At 71.7% G+C, this 17,911-nt stretch carries 1 protein-coding gene; it reads left to right on the top strand.

Going from position 1 to position 17,911, the window contains the following annotated elements; all coding sequences use genetic code 11:
* Positions 1 to 83 precede the first annotated feature (83 nt).
* Positions 84 to 17,864: a type I polyketide synthase gene (locus J5X86_RS44995; RefSeq protein WP_208522418.1), complete on the top strand. Its 17,781-nt coding sequence runs from the start codon at positions 84 to 86 to the stop codon at positions 17,862 to 17,864.
* Positions 17,865 to 17,911: the final 47 nt, after the last annotated feature.

Below are 17,911 nucleotides of genomic sequence, written 5' to 3'. Positions count from 1 at the left end.
TTCGTGCCGTCGCGGATGTCTTGGCTGGTCGGGGGGTGCGGACGCGGTGGTTGCGGGTGAGTCATGCGTTTCATTCGTCGCGTATGGACGGGATGTTGGCGGAGTTCGGCGAGGTACTTGGGTCGGTGGAGTTCCGGACCCCGAGCGTGCCGGTGGTGTCAAATGTGTCGGGTGTGGTGGCGGGTGAGGAGTTGTGCTCGCCGGAGTATTGGGTGCGTCATGTGCGGGAGACCGTCCGGTTCGCCGATGGGCTCGACACACTCCGTGGGCTGGGCGTCGGTTCCTTCCTGGAGCTGGGTCCCGACGGCACGTTGACCGCTCTGGCCGATGGCGATGGACTGGCCGTACTGCGTCCGGGGCGTCCGGAGTCGATCGCGGTCATGGAGGCTTTGGGCGGGCTGTATGTGCGGGGCATCCAGGTCGATTGGGCGGCGGTGTTCCCCGGTGCTCGGCGTGTTGATTTGCCGACGTATGCGTTCCAGCGTGAGCGGTTCTGGCTGGAGTCGGCGGCGGTCCAGCCCGCGACCAGCGCCGTTGACGCGGCGTTCTGGGATGCGGTCGAGCGCGGTGATACGCAGGCGCTGGGCGTTGACGAGGAACAGCCGTTGAGTGCCGCGTTGCCTGCATTGGCGTCGTGGCGGCGGACACAGCAGGAACAGTCGGTGGTCGACGCATGGCGCTACCGGCTTGGCTGGACGCCGGTCACGGGTGTGCCGTCCGGGGAGGTGCTGACGGGCACCTGGCTGGTCGTGGTCGAGCCGAATGCTGACGGTACTGACGGTGCCGATGTGGCGGTCGCGCTGCGGTCGGCCGGGGCGGATGTCCGGGTCGTGACGGCGGTGGAGCCGGGCGATGTGGCGGTTGCCGGTGTGGTGTCGCTGCTGTCGGTTGAGGCGACGGTGTCGCTGCTGCAGGCCCTCGTGGCCGCCGGGGTCGACGCGCCGTTGTGGTGTGTCACCCGGGGGGCGGTCTCCGTGGCGGACGGGGATGTGGTGGATCCGTATGCGTCGGCGGTCTGGGGGCTGGGCCGCGTGATCGGTCTGGAGCATCCGGACCGTTGGGGCGGGCTGATCGACCTGCCCACGGAGGTGGATGGGCGTGCGGGCTCCTTGCTGGCCGGGGTTCTCGCCGGGCACACCGGGGAGGATCAGGTGGCAATCCGTGCCGCTGAGGCGTGGGGTGCCCGGCTGACCCGGGTGACACCGGCGGCGGACAGGTCCGCCGGATGGCATGGCCGGGGAGCCGCCTTGATCACCGGCGGTACGGGTGCGCTGGGCGGTCATGTGGCGCGCTGGCTGGCCGGGACCGGTGTGGAACGCATCGTGCTGACGAGCCGACGGGGGATCGAGACCCCCGGTGCGACCGAGTTGGTGACCGAGCTGGAGGAGCTCGGGGTCCAGGTGACTGTGGCCACGTGTGATGTCGCCGATCGGGACGCGGTCGCGGCGCTGCTGGCTGCCATTCCCGATCTCCGGGTCGTCGTGCACGCCGCGGGGGTGCCAAGTTGGGGTGCGGTGGACAGCCTGACATCCGATGAGTTCGAGGAGAGCGTGCGGTCGAAGGTTGCCGGAGCGGCGCACCTGGACGCACTACTGACGGACGCCGATCTGGATGCCTTTGTTCTGTTTTCGTCGGTGGCGGGGGTGTGGGGGAGTGGTCGTCAGTCGGCGTATGCGGCGGCGAATGCGTTTTTGGATGGGTTGGCGTGGCGGCGTCGTGGTGTTGGGTTGGTGGCGACTTCGGTGGCGTGGGGTATGTGGGATGGGGGTGGTATGGCTGTTGGGGGTGAGGAGTTCCTGGTTGAGCGTGGTGTGTCGGGGATGGCGCCGGGTGCGGCGGTGGTGGCGTTGCGGCGGGCGTTGTGTGATGGCGAGACGGCGATCGTGGTGGCGGATGTGGAGTGGGAGCGGTTCGGGGCGAGGTTTACGGCCCTGCGTCCGAGTCCACTGCTGAGCGAACTGATAGCCGACACGTCCGAGCCGATCGCATCGACGGCTGGTGAATTCGCCGCCACGCTCGGCGGGTTGTCGCGGCAGGAGCGGGATCGTGCGGTCGCGGAGCTCGTACGGACCCATGCCGCCGAGGTGTTGGGTCACCCGAGCCCCACCGCGGTCGACCTCGACCGGACGTTCCAGGAGCTGGGCTTTGACTCGCTGACTGCCGTGGAACTGCGGGACCGGCTCAGTACGGCTACCCAGCTCCGATTCCCGGCCTCCGTGATCTTCGACTACCCGACCCCGGCGGCGCTCGCCGAGCATGTGTGCGGGGAGGCGCTCGGGCTGGCCGAAGAGATACGGATACCGCACACGCCGAGTGCCGTGGACGACGATCCGATCGTGATCGTCGGGATGAGCTGCCGCTTCCCGGGTGGTGTGGACTCGCCGGAGGCACTGTGGCGGCTGGTCAGCGCCGGCGACGACGCCGTATCGCACTTCCCCTCCGACCGTGGCTGGGATCTGGCCGGTGTCTACGACGCCGACGCCACTCGCTCGGGCCGGTCGTACGTCCGCTCGGGTGGCTTCCTCCATGACGCGGCCGAGTTCGACGCCGGGTTCTTCGGGATCTCGCCGCGTGAGGCGCTGGCGATGGATCCGCAGCAGCGGCTGCTGCTGGAGGCGTCATGGGAGGCATTCGAACGGGCCGGAATCCCGGCGTCGACACTCAAGGGCAGCCAGACCGGTGTCTTCGTGGGCGCGTCCGCGCAGGGCTATGGCGGCGGAGACGGGCAGGCCCCGGAAGGCTCCGAGGGATATCGGCTGACCGGCAACGCGAGCAGTGTGGTGTCCGGCCGGGTGGCTTACACGTTCGGGTTGGAGGGCCCAGCGGTCACGGTGGACACGGCGTGTTCTTCCTCGCTGGTGGCGCTGCACTGGGCGGTACGGGCGCTGCGGTCGGGCGAGTGCTCCCTCGCCCTGGCAGGCGGGGTCACGGTGATGGCGACCCCCGCCACCTTTGTGGAGTTCTCGCGTCAGCGTGGGCTGGCCGCCGATGGCCGGTGCAAGTCCTTCGCCGCCGGTGCTGATGGGACGGGCTGGTCCGAGGGCGTCGGCATGCTGCTGGTCGAGCGGTTGTCGGACGCCGAGCGGAACGGCCACCCGGTGCTGGCCGTGCTTTCCGGCTCCGCGGTGAATCAGGATGGTGCGTCGAATGGGTTGACGGCGCCGAATGGTCCGTCGCAGCAGCGGGTGATTCGGCAGGCGTTGGCCAGCGCCGGGCTTGCTGCTCGTGATGTTGATGCGGTGGAGGCGCATGGTACGGGGACGACGCTGGGTGATCCGATTGAGGCGCAGGCGTTGTTGGCAGCCTACGGTCAGGATCGCGATCCTGGTCGGCCGTTGTGGTTGGGGTCGGTGAAGTCGAATATCGGTCATACGCAGGCGGCGGCGGGTGTGGCTGGTGTGATCAAGATGGTGATGGCGTTGCGGTATGGGGTGTTGCCGCGAACCCTGCATGTCGATGAGCCGTCGCCGCATGTGGATTGGTCGGTTGGCGGGGTGGAGTTGCTGACTGAGCAGGTGGTGTGGCCGGATGTGGATCGGCCGCGTCGGGTGGGTGTGTCGGCGTTCGGGGTGAGTGGGACGAATGCGCATGTGATCGTGGAGCAGGCGCCCAGGGTGGTGGAGGCTGGGGGCGAGCGTGTTGGGCTGCCCGCTGTGCCGTGGGTGGTGTCCGGTCAGAGCGAGGCCGCGGTGTACGCGCAGGTGGAGCGGTTGCGCGGGTCTGTGGCGGACAACCCCGAATGGGATCTCGCGGATGTGGGGTGGTCGTTGGTGGCTGCTCGTTCTGCGTTGTCGCATCGTGCGGTGGTGGTGGGTGCGGGTCGTGATGAGTTGTTGGGTGGGTTGGGTTCGGTGGTTGTGGGTGTTCCGGTGGGTGGTGGGTTGGGTGTGGTGTTTGCGGGTCAGGGGTCGCAGCGGTTGGGGATGGGGCGTGGGTTGTATGAGGCGTATCCGGTGTTCGCGGGGGTGTGGGATGAGGTGTGTGGGGAGCTGGACCGGTATTTGGAGCGGCCTTTGGGTGAGGTGGTGTGGGGTGATGAGGCTGAGTTGATTGGGGAGACGGCGTATACGCAGGCGGGTTTGTTTGCGCTTGAGGTGTCGTTGTTCGCGTTGGTGTCTTCCTGGGGTGTGAAGCCGGACTACCTGTTGGGCCACTCCATTGGTGAGTTGGCTGCTGCGTATGTGGCGGGTGTGTGGTCGTTGGAGGATGCCGCCCGGGTGGTGGCGGCACGCGGTCGTCTGATGCAGGCGTTGCCGTCGGGTGGGGCGATGGTTTCGGTGGCGGCGTCGGAGGATGAGGTACGGCCGCTGCTGACCGGAGGCGTGGCGGTTGCGGCGGTGAACGGTCCCGAGTCGGTGGTCTTGTCCGGTGAAGAGGAGGATGTACGCGCTGTCGAGGAGGTGTTCATCAGCCGGGGGGTGCGGACGCGGTGGTTGCGGGTGAGTCATGCGTTTCATTCGTCGCGTATGGATGGGATGCTGGCGGAGTTTGGTGAGGTGCTGCGGGGGGTGGAGTTCCGGGCTCCGAGTGTGCCGGTGGTGTCGAATGTGTCGGGTGTGGTGGCGGGTGAGGAGTTGTGCTCGCCGGAGTATTGGGTGCGTCATGTGCGGGAGACCGTCCGGTTCGCCGATGGGCTCGACACACTCCGTGGGCTGGGTGTCGGTTCCTTCCTGGAGCTGGGTCCCGACGGCACGCTGTCCGCTCTGGCCGGTGGCGATGGACTGGCCGTACTGCGTCCGGATCGTCCGGAGCCCCTTACCGCGATGGCCGCTCTGGGTGGGCTGTTCGTCCGGGGTGTGGAGGTGGACTGGGCGGCGGTGTTTCCGGGTGCTCGGCAGGTTGATTTGCCGACGTATGCGTTCCAGCGTGAGCGGTTCTGGCTGGAGTCGGCGGCGGTCCAGCCCGCGACCAGCGCCGTTGACGCGGCGTTCTGGGATGCGGTCGAGCGTGGTGATGCGGAGGCTCTGGGGGTCGATGCTGAACAGTCGTTGAGTGCCGCGTTGCCTGCATTGGCGTCGTGGCGGCGGACACAGCAGGAACAGTCGGTGGTCGACGCATGGCGCTACCGGCTTGGCTGGACGCCGGTCACGGGTGTGCCGTCCGGGGAGGTGCTGACGGGCACCTGGCTGGTCGTGGTCGAGCCGAATGCTGACGGTACTGACGGTGCCGATGTGGCGGTCGCGCTGCGGTCGGCCGGGGCGGATGTCCGGGTCGTGACGGCGGTGGAGCCGGGCGATGTGGCGGTTGCCGGTGTGGTGTCGCTGCTGTCGGTCGAGGCGACGGTGTCGCTGCTGCAGGCCCTCGTGGCCGCCGGGGTCGACGCGCCGTTGTGGTGTGTCACCCGGGGGGCGGTCTCCGTGGCGGACGGAGACCTGGTGGAGCCCGACCAGGCCGGAGTCTGGGGGCTGGGCCGCGTGATCGGTCTGGAGCATCCGGACCGTTGGGGCGGGCTGATCGACCTGCCGGCGGTCATGGACGATCACGCGGGGGAGGCGCTTGCCGCCATCCTCGCCGGGCACACCGGTGAGGATCAGATCGCCATCCGCGCCACCGGGACGTGGGCCGCCCGTCTGACGCGGGCGGAACCGACCGCCGCGGCGTCGGTCGCATGGCGTGGTCGTGGTACCGCGCTGGTCACGGGTGGTACGGGGGCGTTGGGTCGGCATGTGGCGCGTTGGTTGGCGGATACCGGCGTGGAGCGGATCGTGCTGACGAGCCGTCGGGGGGCCGAGGCACCTGGCGTCGCGGAGTTGGTGGCCGAGCTGGGGGACCGAGTGCGCGTGGTGGCGTGCGATGTCGCCGATCGCGAAGCGCTCGCCGCTCTTCTGGGGACGATTCCGGATCTGCGTACCGTGGTGCATGCGGCGGGTGTCCTCGACGACGGTGTGCTCGAATCGCTGACCCCGGAGCGGATCCGCGACGTGATGCGGGCCAAGGCGGACAGCGCACGCCATCTTCACGAGTTGACCCGTGACACCGGTCTCGACGCGTTCGTGTTGTTCTCCTCGGCCGCCGGGACCGTGGGCAATCCGGGCCAGGGGAGCTATGCGGCGGCCAATGCGGCGTTGGACGGACTGGCCCAGCGGCGCCGGGCCGAGGGACTGGTGGCCACATCGGTGGCCTGGGGAGCCTGGGCCGATTCCGGTATGGCCGCGGGAGTGGCGCGGTCGCAGGGCATGGATCCGAAGTCGGCGCTCTCCGCCCTGGGGCTGGTGCTGGCCGCTGATGAAACCACGGTCATGGTGGCCGATATCGACTGGGCGACCTTCGGGGCGCGGCTCACCGCCTCACGGCCGAGCCCGCTGCTGAGGGAGTTGCTCAGGGACGTATCCGTGCCGACCGGGCCGGCCGGCAGCGGGGCGGCCGACGCGTTCGCCACTCGCTTGGAGGCCATGGCAGAGCGGGAACGGACTGCCACCGTACTGGACCTCGTCCGCACGCATGTGGCCGCCGTACTGGGCCACGCGGCATCCGAGGCGATCGATCCGGCCCGGCCCTTCCAGGAAATCGGCTTCGATTCGCTCACCGCGGTGGAGCTGCGGAACCGGCTCGCCGCGGCCACCGGGGCACGCTTCCCGGCTTCCGTGATCTACGACTACCCGACCCCGGCGGCGCTCGCCGAGCATGTGTGCCGGGAGGCGCTGGGCCTGGCCGGCCGGACACCGGTCCCGGTGGCGCCACGCCCGGTGGACGACGAACCGATCGCCATCATCGGGATGAGCTGTCGCTTCCCCGGCGGGGTGAGTTCGCCGGAGGACCTGTGGGGGCTGCTGGCCGAGGGCCGCGACGCCGTATCGGAGTTCCCGGCGGACCGTGACTGGAACCTGGCCGAGCTGTACGACCCGGATCCCGGCCACCCTGGCTCCTCCTACGTCCGGGCGGGCGGCTTCCTCGATGACGCGGCCGCGTTCGACCCGGGGTTCTTCGGGATCTCGCCGCGTGAGGCGATCGCCATGGATCCGCAGCAGCGGCTGCTGCTGGAGGTCGCCTGGGAGGCGTTCGAGCGCGCCCATATGTCCCCCGCCACGCTCAAGGGCAGCCGGACCGGTGTGTTCATCGGGACCAACGGCCAGGACTACGCCGCTCTGGCGAGCGGGGCCCCGCAGAGCGCGGAGGGCTATCTGGGCACGGGCAGCGCCGCCAGCGTCGCCTCGGGCCGGCTGGCGTACACCTTCGGCCTCGAGGGCCCGGCGGTCACCGTGGACACCGCCTGCTCGTCGTCTCTGGTCGCACTGCATCTCGCCGCGCAGGCCCTGCGCTCCGGCGAATGCTCCTTGGCCCTGGCCGGTGGCGCGACCGTCATGGCCACCCCGGCGGCCTTCCTGGAATTCTCCCGCCAGCGCGCACTGGCGGCCGATGGACGCTGCAAGGCGTTCGCGGCGGGGGCGGACGGCACCGGCTGGGGCGAAGGCGCCGGCATGCTCCTCGTGGAGCGGCTGTCCGACGCCGAGCGGAACGGACACCGGGTGCTGGCAGTCATGCGTGGTTCCGCCGTCAACCAGGACGGTGCCTCCAACGGCCTGACGGCGCCGAACGGCCCGTCGCAGCAGCGGGTGATCCGCCAGGCGCTGGCGAACGCCCGCCTGTCCGCCACCGACATCGACGTAGTGGAGGCGCACGGTACCGGCACCAGCCTCGGCGACCCGATCGAGGCACACGCGCTGCTTGCCACGTACGGTCAGGAACGGCCCGAGGACAAGCCACTGTGGCTCGGTTCGGTGAAGTCGAACATCGGGCACACGCAGGCGGCCGCAGGTGTGGCCGGTGTGATCAAGATGGTCATGGCCATGCGACACGGCGTACTGCCGCGAACCCTGCATGTCGACGAGCCGTCGCCCCATGTGGACTGGACGGCGGGCCAGGTCGCGTTGCTCGTCGAAGCGAGGGAGTGGCCACGGGACGGCGCTCCGCGCCGGGCGGGCGTGTCCTCGTTCGGGGTCAGCGGCACCAACGCCCATGTGATCGTCGAACAGGGGCCGGTGGCGGCCCGGCCCGATGCGGTGGACGGGTCGGAGCCGGTGCCCGGGCTGTTGCCGGAGTCGGCGTCCGGGCCATTGCCGGAGTCGGCGCCCGAGTCGCTGCCCGACCAGCACCGGAGGGCGCTGCCCCTGCCGTGGGTGCTGTCAGGCGCCGGCGAGGCCGGGCTGAGGGGCCAGGTCGAACGCCTCACGTCCTTCATCGATGCCCATCCGGGGCTGGATCCCGCCGATGTCGGATGGACGTTGGTGGCCGGCCGTTCGCTTCAGTCGCACCGTGCCGTGGTGGTGGGCGCGGACCTCGCGGAGCTACGACGGGGGCTGGACGCCATCGAGACCGGCGGCGCTGCCCAGCCCGGGCGCTCGGTGGTGTTCGTCTTCCCGGGGCAGGGGTCGCAGTGGGTCGGGATGGCGTTGGAGCTGATGGAGTCCTCGCCGGTGTTCGCGCGGCGGATGAGTGAATGCGCCGATGCGCTGGCCCCGTTCGCTGACTGGTCGCTGTTCGATGTGCTGGCGGATGAACGAGCGCTGGGCCGTGTCGATGTGGTGCAGCCGGTGTTGTGGGCGGTGATGGTGTCGCTGGCCGAGTTGTGGCGTTCGTACGGTGTGGTGCCGTCGGCGGTGGTGGGTCATTCACAGGGCGAGATCGCGGCGGCGTGTGTGGCGGGTGGTCTGTCCTTGGCGGACGGGGCGCGGGTGGTGGCCTTGCGGAGCAAGGCGCTGCTGGCCCTGTCGGGCCAGGGCGGGATGGTGTCCGTCCCGGTGCCTGCTGACCGGCTTCGTGACCGTCCGGGGCTGTCGGTGGCGGCGGTGAACGGTCCGGCGTCCACAGTGGTGTCCGGTGCGGTCGAGGAACTGGACGTGGTGCTGGTGGAGTTCCCGGAAGCCAAGCGGATCCCGGTGGACTACGCCTCGCACTCCCCACAGGTGGAGCAGATCCGAGGGGAGCTGGCGGAGGTCCTGGCGCCGGTCCGGCCGGGCGCCGGGCAGATCGCGTTCCACTCGACGGTGACCGGACGGCTCACCGACCCCCGCGCACTCGACGCCGACTACTGGTACCGCAACCTTCGGCACACGGTGGAATTCCAGAGCACCCTCGAAACCCTGATGGACCAGGGCCACACCGTGTTCGTCGAGGTGAGCCCGCACCCCGTGCTGACCGTCGGCATCCAGGACACCGCCGACGCCGTCGACACCGACATCGTGGTGACCGGATCGCTGCGCCGCGACGACGGCGGTCCCGCCCGTTTCCTCACCGCCCTCGCCGACCTCCACACCCACGGCGTCGACGTGGATTGGCGTCCGCTCTTCGCCGGCGCCCGCACGGTCGACCTCCCCACCTACGCCTTCCAGCGGGAACGCTTCTGGCTCGAACCCGTGCGGGCGGTGACCCAGGCGTCCGGTCTGGGGCTCGGCGATATCGAGCACCCGCTGCTGGGCGCGGTGCTGCCGCTGCCCGGGACCGAGGGCGGTGTGCTGACCGGATTGCTCTCCCTGGCCGGACAGCCCTGGCTGGCGGACCACAGGGTGCGGGGCACGGTGGTCTTCCCCGGCACGGGCTTCGTCGAGCTCGCGCTGCAGGCCGGTCAGCAGTTCGGCCACCCGGTGGTGGAGGAGCTGACCATCCAGGCCCCGCTGGTGGTGCCGGAGCAGGGCGGTGTCCAGGTGCAGGTGGCCGTCTCCGCGGCGGACGAGTCGGGCCGCAGGCCGGTCACGGTGCACTCGTGCCGCGCCGGGGAGTGGCTGCTGCACGCCTCGGGCACCCTCAGCGTCACAGCCGCCCCGGACGCCACCACGCCGGCCCGATCCTTGGAGGTGTGGCCGCCCGAGGGCGCGCGGCCCGTCGACGTCTCGGGGATGTACGAGGCGATGGCGGAGCGCGGTCACGGATACGGCCCCGCCTTCCAAGGGCTGCGTGCCGCGTGGACACGCGACGACGAGATATACGCCGAGGTGACGTTGGAGCCGACGGCGCAGGACGTGGCGGCCCGGTGCGGTGCGCATCCGGCCCTGCTGGACGCCGCCCTGCACGGAGTCGGGCTCGGCCGGTTCCTCACCGATCCCGGCCAGGCGTATCTGCCGTTCTCCTGGAGCAAAGTGGCGTTGCACGCGGTCGGCGCCTCCGCCATCCGCGTGGTGCTGTCCCCGGCCGGTCCGGACGCGGTGTCGCTGGAGGTGGCCGATCCGGCGGGCGCGCCGGTGCTGTCCGTGGCGTCGCTGGCGCTGCGTCCGCTGTCCGGCCGTCAGATCGCGGACCCCCGGGGCATGGACCAGGACGCGCTGTACCGCGTGGACTGGGCCGAGACGGCGCTGCCGACCACGACGGCCGCCCAGGCGCCGGTGGAGTTCGACGACCTGGGAGACGATCTGGGGGACGACCTGGGACCGGACACCGCCGTACCCGACGTCGTGGTGCTGCCCTGCGAGTCGGCCGGTGACGCCGTGTCCATAGTCGTCGGCCGGGCGCTGACGGCGATACGGCGGTGGCTCGCCGACGAGCGCCGCGCCCGGTCGCGGCTGGCCGTGCTGACACGTGGCGCGGTGTCGACCGCTCCCGGCGAGAACGTCGAAGACCTCGGCGCGGCGGCGGTCTGGGGCCTGCTGCGCAGCGCACAGGCCGAGCATCCGGACCGCTTCGTCCTGGTCGACCACGACGGCCACCAGGATTCCGGTACGGTGCTGGCCGCCGCGGTGGCAGCCGGCCATCCGCATCTCGCACTGCGCCGTGGCCGTGTCCTGACGCCTCGGCTGGCTCCGCTCACCCCTTCGGCCACCACCCCGGCCGCCGGGGACGGGACGCCGTGGCGGATGGACGTCACCAGCCAGGGCACGCTGGAGAATCTGGCCGCCGTCCCCTGTCCGGAAGCCGCCGGTGTCCTCGGCGCCGGACAGGTGCGGGTGGCGATGCACGCGGCCGGGGTGAACTTCCGGGACGTCGTGGTCGCCCTCGGCATGATCCCCGGCCAGGACGTCATCGGCAGCGAGGGCGCCGGAGTGGTGCTCGACATCGGTCCCGGCGTGTCCGGCCTGACGCCCGGTGACCGGGTGATGGGCCTGTTCTCCGGCGCGTTCGGCCCCGTGGCGCTGACCGATCACCGGTTGCTGGCGCGGCTGCCGGAAAGCTGGTCGTTCGCCGACGCGGCGGCCACGCCAGTGGTGTTCCTGACCGCCCTGTACGGCCTGATGGACCTGGCCGGTCTCCGGTCCGGTGAATCGGTGCTGGTGCACTCGGCCGCGGGCGGGGTGGGCATGGCCGCGACGCAGGTGGCCCGCTGGCTCGGCGCGGAGGTGTACGCCACCGCGAGCCCGGGGAAGTGGGACACGCTGCGCGCCGGGGGAGTGGCCGACGACCGGATCGCCTCCTCTCGTACTCTGGAGTTCGCCGAGCGCTTCGACCGGGTGGACGTGGTGCTGAACTCGCTCGCGGGCGAGTACGTGGACGCGTCGCTCGGTCTGCTCGCCGACGGCGGACGTTTCCTGGAGATGGGAAAGACCGACATCCGCGACGGTGAGCACGTCGCCGCCGAACACGGGGTGCGCTACCAGGCGTTCGATCTCATGGACGCGGGCCCCGACCGGATCGGGGAACTGCTCCAGTTGCTGGTGTCGCTCTTCGAGCAGGGGGTCTTCACCGCGCTGCCGACCCGGTCCTGGGACGTCCGGCAGGCGGGCGACGCGCTGCGTTTCCTCTCGCAGGCACGCCATATCGGCAAGCTGGTGCTGTCCGTTCCGCAGCCGCTGCGGGAGCGGGACACCGTGCTCATCACGGGCGGCACCGGCACCCTGGGCGGGCTGGTCGCCCGTCACCTGGTCGAACGGCACGGGGTACGGGACGTCGTCCTGGCCGGACGGCGGGGGCCGGACGCCCCGGGCGCGGCCGAACTCACCGCCGCCTTGCGGGAGTCGGGTGCCCAGGTGCGGGTGGTGGCCTGTGATGTGGCCGATCGGGACGAGCTGGCCCGGCTGCTGGACACCATGCCCGGTCTGCGGATGGTGGTGCACACCGCGGGCGTGCTCGACGACGGGGTGGTGGAATCGCTCACCGCGGAGCGGGTGCGCGAGGTCCTGCGGCCGAAGGTGGACGCCGCATGGCATCTGCACGAGCTGACGGCCGGTCGTGAGCTGGCGGAATTCGTGGTGTTCTCCTCGGCCGCGGGTGTCCTGGGCAGCCCGGGACAGGGCGCCTACGCGGCGGCGAACGCCTGGCTGGACGCGCTGATGGCGCATCGCCGGGCCGCCGGGCTGCCGGGTGTCTCCGTGGCATGGGGACTGTGGGCCGAGCGCAGCGGGATGACCGGCCATCTGTCGGACCGGGATCTCGCCCGGATGGCCAGGGCCGGTGCCACGCCTCTCGCCACCGATCAGGGGCTCCGCCTCCTGGACAGCGCCAGGGCGGCCACCGAGGCGGTGGTGCTGGCGACACCGCTGGACGCCGCGGCGCTGCGGGCACAGGCCGACGCCGGTGCGCTGCCGGCGCTCTTCCACGGTCTGGTCCGCGCGCCGATCCGCCGCGCGACCGGCGCGGGCTCGGGCGAAGACGCGTCGTCACTGCGCGACCGGATGACCGCGATGCAGGTCGCCGAGCGCGAACAGCATGTGCTCGACCTGGTCCGTACGCATGTGGCGACCGTGCTGGGGCACGGCGCCCCCGCCGATGTCGACACGGCGCGTACCTTCGCGGAGACCGGATTCGACTCGCTCACGGCCGTCGAGTTGCGCAACCGGCTGCGCACCGCCACCGGGGTCAGGCTGCCGGCCACCGCGATCTTCGATTACCCGACACCGGCGGTCCTGGCCGGTCATCTCCTCCGGGAACTGGACGGCACCGTGGACGAGGCCGTGCCGCCGCCCGCCGCCCCGGCGGCCACCGGCCACGACCCGGTCGTGATCGTCGGGATGGCCTGCCGCTATCCGGGCGGGGTGACCTCGCCCGAGGAACTGTGGGAACTGCTCGACACCGGGCGTGACGCGGTCTCGGATCTGCCCGACGACCGCGGCTGGGACCTGGACGGCCTGTACAGCGCCGATCCGGACAGGGCGGGCACCTCGTATGTCCGCGCCGGTGGCTTCGTCTACGACGCGGGGGAGTTCGACGCCGGGTTCTTCGGGATCTCGCCACGTGAGGCGCTCGCGATGGACCCGCAGCAGCGGCTGCTGCTGGAGGTGGCCTGGGAGGCGGTGGAGCGGGCCGGTATCCCGGCGGCGTCGCTGAAGGGAAGCCAGACCGGGGTGTTCGTCGGCGCCGCATCGCAGGGCTACGGAACGGGAGCCGGCCAGGCGGCCGAGGGGTCCGAGGGCTATTTCCTGACCGGTGGCGCCGGCAGCGTGGTCTCCGGCCGGCTCTCGTACACCTTCGGTCTGGAAGGGCCGGCGGTCACCGTGGACACCGCCTGCTCGTCGTCGTTGGTCGCGTTGCACCTGGCGGCGCAGGCGCTGCGGTCCGGCGAGTGCTCCCTCGCCCTGGCCGGCGGGGTGACGGTGATGGCGAACCCGGGCATCTTCGTGGAGTTCTCCCGGCAGCGCGGACTGGCCGCCGACGGACGCTGCAAGGCGTTCGCCGACGCGGCGGACGGCACCGGCTGGGGCGAAGGCGTCGGCCTGCTGCTGCTGGAACGGCTGTCCGACGCCCGCCGCAACGGCCATCGCATCCTGGCGGTCGTACGGGGCTCCGCCGTCAACCAGGACGGCGCCTCGAACGGCCTGACCGCGCCGAACGGACCCTCGCAGCAGCGAGTGATCCGCGCCGCACTGGCCGGCGCCGGGCTGGCCGCCTCGGACGTGGACGCGGTGGAGGCACACGGCACCGGCACCAGCCTGGGCGACCCGATCGAGGCACAGGCGCTGCTGGCCACCTACGGGCAGGAGCGCGAACGCCCGCTGCTGCTGGGTTCGATCAAGTCGAACATCGGGCACACCCAGTCGGCCGCGGGGGTGGCCGGTGTGATCAAGATGGTGCTGGCGATGCGGCACGAGGTGCTGCCCCGGACCCTCCACCTGGACCAGCCGTCGACCCATGTGGACTGGTCGGCCGGTGCGGTGGAGCTGCTGACCGAGCCCGTGGAGTGGCCGTCGGCCTCCCGTGCCCGCCGGGCCGGGGTGTCCTCGTTCGGCGTGAGCGGGACCAACGCCCATGTGATCCTCGAACAGCCCCCCGCGGAGTCGGGGGCCGATCCGGCGCCGGCACCCGAGCCCGCCCCGGCGGTGCTGCCATGGGTGCTGTCCGGCCGGGGCGAGCACGGACTGCGGGCGCAGGCCGCCCGGTTGCGGTCCTTCCTGGCCGCCCACCCCGGACCCGACCCGGTGGACGTGGGCTGGTCGCTGGCCACCACCCGTTCGGCACTCTCGCACCGCGCCGCGGTGGTCGGCGCGGACCGGGCGGAACTGCTGGACGGACTGGCCGCGCTGGCGGCCGGCGAGCCCACGCCGGGCGTGGTCCTGGGCACCGCCGGCCCCGGCCGGGTGGGCCTGCTCTTCGCGGGCCAGGGTGCGCAACGGGCCGGTATGGGACGGGAGTTGTACGAGACGTTCCCGGTGTTCGCGGCGGCGTGGGACGAGGTCTGCACCGCACTCGACCCGTATCTGGACCGTCCGCTCGGCGAGGTGGTGTCCGACGCCCCCGGCGCGCTGGACGCCACCGCGTATGCGCAGGCGGGCCTGTTCGCCCTCGAAGTGGCGCTGTTCCGGTTGGTGACCTCCTGGGGTGTGCGCCCGGACTATCTGCTGGGGCACTCCGTCGGCGAACTGGCCGCCGCGCATGTGGCCGGCCTCTGGTCGCTGGAGGACGCCGCCAAGGTGGTCGCGGCCCGGGGCCGCCTCATGGGCGCGCTGCCCGCGGGCGGCACGATGGTGGCGCTGGCCGTACCGGAGGACCAGGTACGGCCGTTCCTCACCGACCGGGTCGCCCTCGCGGCCGTGAACGGACCGTCGTCGGTCGTGGTGTCCGGGGACGAGGACGCGGTGAACGCTGTGGCCGACGCAATGTCCGCCCGAGGGGTGAAGACACGGTGGCTGCGGGTCAGCCACGCCTTCCACTCGCCGCTGATGGACGAGATGCTCACCGCGTTCGCCGAGGTGCTCGCCACCGTGGACTTCCGCACCCCGCGGATACCGGTGGTCTCGAACCTCACGGGTTCGGTGGCGGGGGAGGAGCTGTGCTCTCCCGCCTACTGGGTGCGGCAGGTGCGTGAGACGGTGCGGTTCTCCGACGGGCTGGACCGGCTGCGGAAGCTCGGCACCGGCACCTTCCTCGAACTCGGACCGGACGGCACCCTCACCGCCCTGGCGCAGGCCCAGGTCACCGGGGCCGACGCCGAGTTCATCCCCACCCTGCGCGCCGACCGGCCCGAGCCGGTCACGGTCACCACCGCCCTCGCCCAGCTGCACACCCACGGGGTGGAGCTGGACTGGGCCGCCGTCTTCCCCGGCGCCCGGCGCGTCGAGCTGCCGACCTACGCGTTCCAGCGCTCCCGCTTCTGGCTGGAGCCCTCCCGTACCCCCGGCGACGCGGCCGGTCTCGGGCTCGGCGCGCTGGACCATCCGCTGGTCGGTGCGACGGTGCCGCTGCCGGACGCGGACGGAGTCCTCCTCACCGGCCGAATCTCCGCCGACGCGCACTCCTGGCCGACCGGTCAGCGGGCCCTGGGCGTGCCCCTGTTCCCGGCGACCGGCTTCCTGGAGCTGGTGCTCCAGGCGGGGCTTCAGTTCGACTGCCGGACGGTGGACGAACTCACCCTCCATGAACCCCTTGTCCTCCCCGAACGGGGCGGGGCCGAGGTGCAGGTGTCCGTCCGCGACGCGGACGAGTCCGGCCGCCGCCCGGTCACCGTCTACTGCCGCCGGGACCGGCGGTGGGTCCGCCACGCCACCGCCGTCCTCGGTGCCGGCCGGCCGCCCGCGCCGGCGCCGCACACCGAGAGCTGGCCGCCCACCGGCGCCCGCCCGCTGGAGTCCACCGCGACACCGGCGTGGCGCCGCGGCGACGAGGTCTTCCTCGACATCGAGCTGCCGGAGACCTCCGGGGCCGAGGCCGGGCGATGGACCCTGCATCCCGCCCTGCTCGACCGGGCCTTGTGCGCGGAGGCGCTGGCCGGGCTGGTCACCGAGCCCGAGCGGACCCATCTGCCGTTCTCCTGGACGGGGATCACCCTGCATACGGAGGGTGCCACGAGACTGCGGGTCACCCTCGCGCCCACCGGCCCGGACACGGTCTCGCTCCAGGCGGCCGACACCGCCGGTGCGCCCGTGCTGTCGGTGGACTCGCTGGTGCTGCGCCCGGTGTCCGGGCAGCGGCTGCGGCAGGCCAACGCGTCACTGTTCAGGACGGCGTGGACGGTGTGTCCTACGCCGTCCGAACCGGACCTCGGCCTTGTCCGGTGGGGGCTCGTCGGCGACCCGGACGCCTGGAAACCGGACACGCTCGGCGCGCCGGTCGCCGTGTATCCGGACCTGTCGGCCATCGAAGACGTGCCGGACATCGTGCTCCTCCCGTGCGGGTCCGAAGGCGCGACGGCGTCCGAGGTGGCCCTCCGCGCCGCCGCTGCCGTACGGACGTGGCTGGACGAGGAACGCTTCACCCCCGCACATCTGGTGCTGGTGACCCGGCGCGCGCTCGCCGTGGCGTCCGGTGAGGAGGTCGAGGACCTGGCCGCGGCCGCGGTGTGGTCGCTGGTCGAGGGCGTCCAGGCGGCCCACGCGGGACGGATCACACTCGTCGACACCGATGCGTCCGACCTGCGTCTGCTGCCCGCCGCGGTGGCCGTGGGGAAGGGCCGCATCGCGGTCCGGGCGTCGGCGGTGCTGGTACCCGGGCTGGCCGCGGCGGCGGTCACCGAGCAGAACCCGTCCGCCTGGGGTCCGGGCACGGTGCTGGTGACCGGCGGGTCGGTCACGGACGTGGCCCGGCACCTGATCGTCGAGCGAGGCGTGAACGACCTGGTCCTGGCCGGGGACGGCGACACGGCCGGGCTGGAAGCCCTCGGCGCGACGGTCCGGATCGCCCCGTGCGATCCGGCGGACCGTCAGGCGCTGGCAGCGCTGCTGGAGACGATTCCGCGACTGCGGAGCGTGGTGCACACCGCGGCCGAGGACCTGGAGCGGACCCCGGCCCACGCACTCTCCCCGGAAACCCTGCGGGCACGGCTGCGGTCGGGGCTGGAGGCGGCGTGGAATCTGCACAACGCCACGCGGGACCTGGAGCTGGACCGCCTTGTGCTGCTCACCTCCGCCGACGGGACACTGACCCCCGCGTACGCGGACGCGCTGGCCGCATACCGGCGGGCCCTCGGACTGCCCGCGGTCTCCGTCTCCACCGACCTGGGCCTCGCCCTGTTCGACGCGGCATGCGCCGGGCCCGGGGAGGCGGTCCGGGTCACCACCGCGACAGCGGTCCCGGCCCGCACTGAACCGGCCCAGCGGCCGGTGGATCAACCCGTGGCGGCCGAGGTGTCCGCGACCACGCTGCTGGAGCGGCTGGCCGGGCGGTCGGAGGACGAGCAGGAGGAGATCCTGCTGGAGCTGGTCCGCGACCAGGTCGCGATGGTCCTCGGCCATCCGGAGCCCGCCATGGTCGACCCGGACCGGGGCTTCGTCGATATGGGCTTCGACTCGGTGGCGGCCGTGAAACTGCGGAACCAGCTGGCCCGGGCCACCCGGCTCGAATTGCCCGCCAGCCTCACCTTCGACCACCCCACGGCCGTCGAGCTCGCCCGCCATCTGCGCACCGAAATGCTGCCGGACGACGCGGCGGCCGCCATTCTCGTGCTCGAAGAGCTCAACAAACTCGACGAGTCGATCCTCGACCTCGACCCGGCAAGCGCGGCACGGGTGCGGATCTCGACCCTGCTCCAGGATCTGTCCGCGAAATGGATCGAGCGGACGGATCATCCATGACCACATACGAGCGGACACACCGCATCGTCCCTGACGCACCATCCGCC

Source organism: Streptomyces sp. NEAU-YJ-81 (genome assembly GCF_017592595.1).
Taxonomy (GTDB): domain Bacteria; phylum Actinomycetota; class Actinomycetes; order Streptomycetales; family Streptomycetaceae; genus Streptomyces; species Streptomyces hygroscopicus_B.
This window is presented reverse-complemented; position numbering and strand designations above follow the sequence as displayed.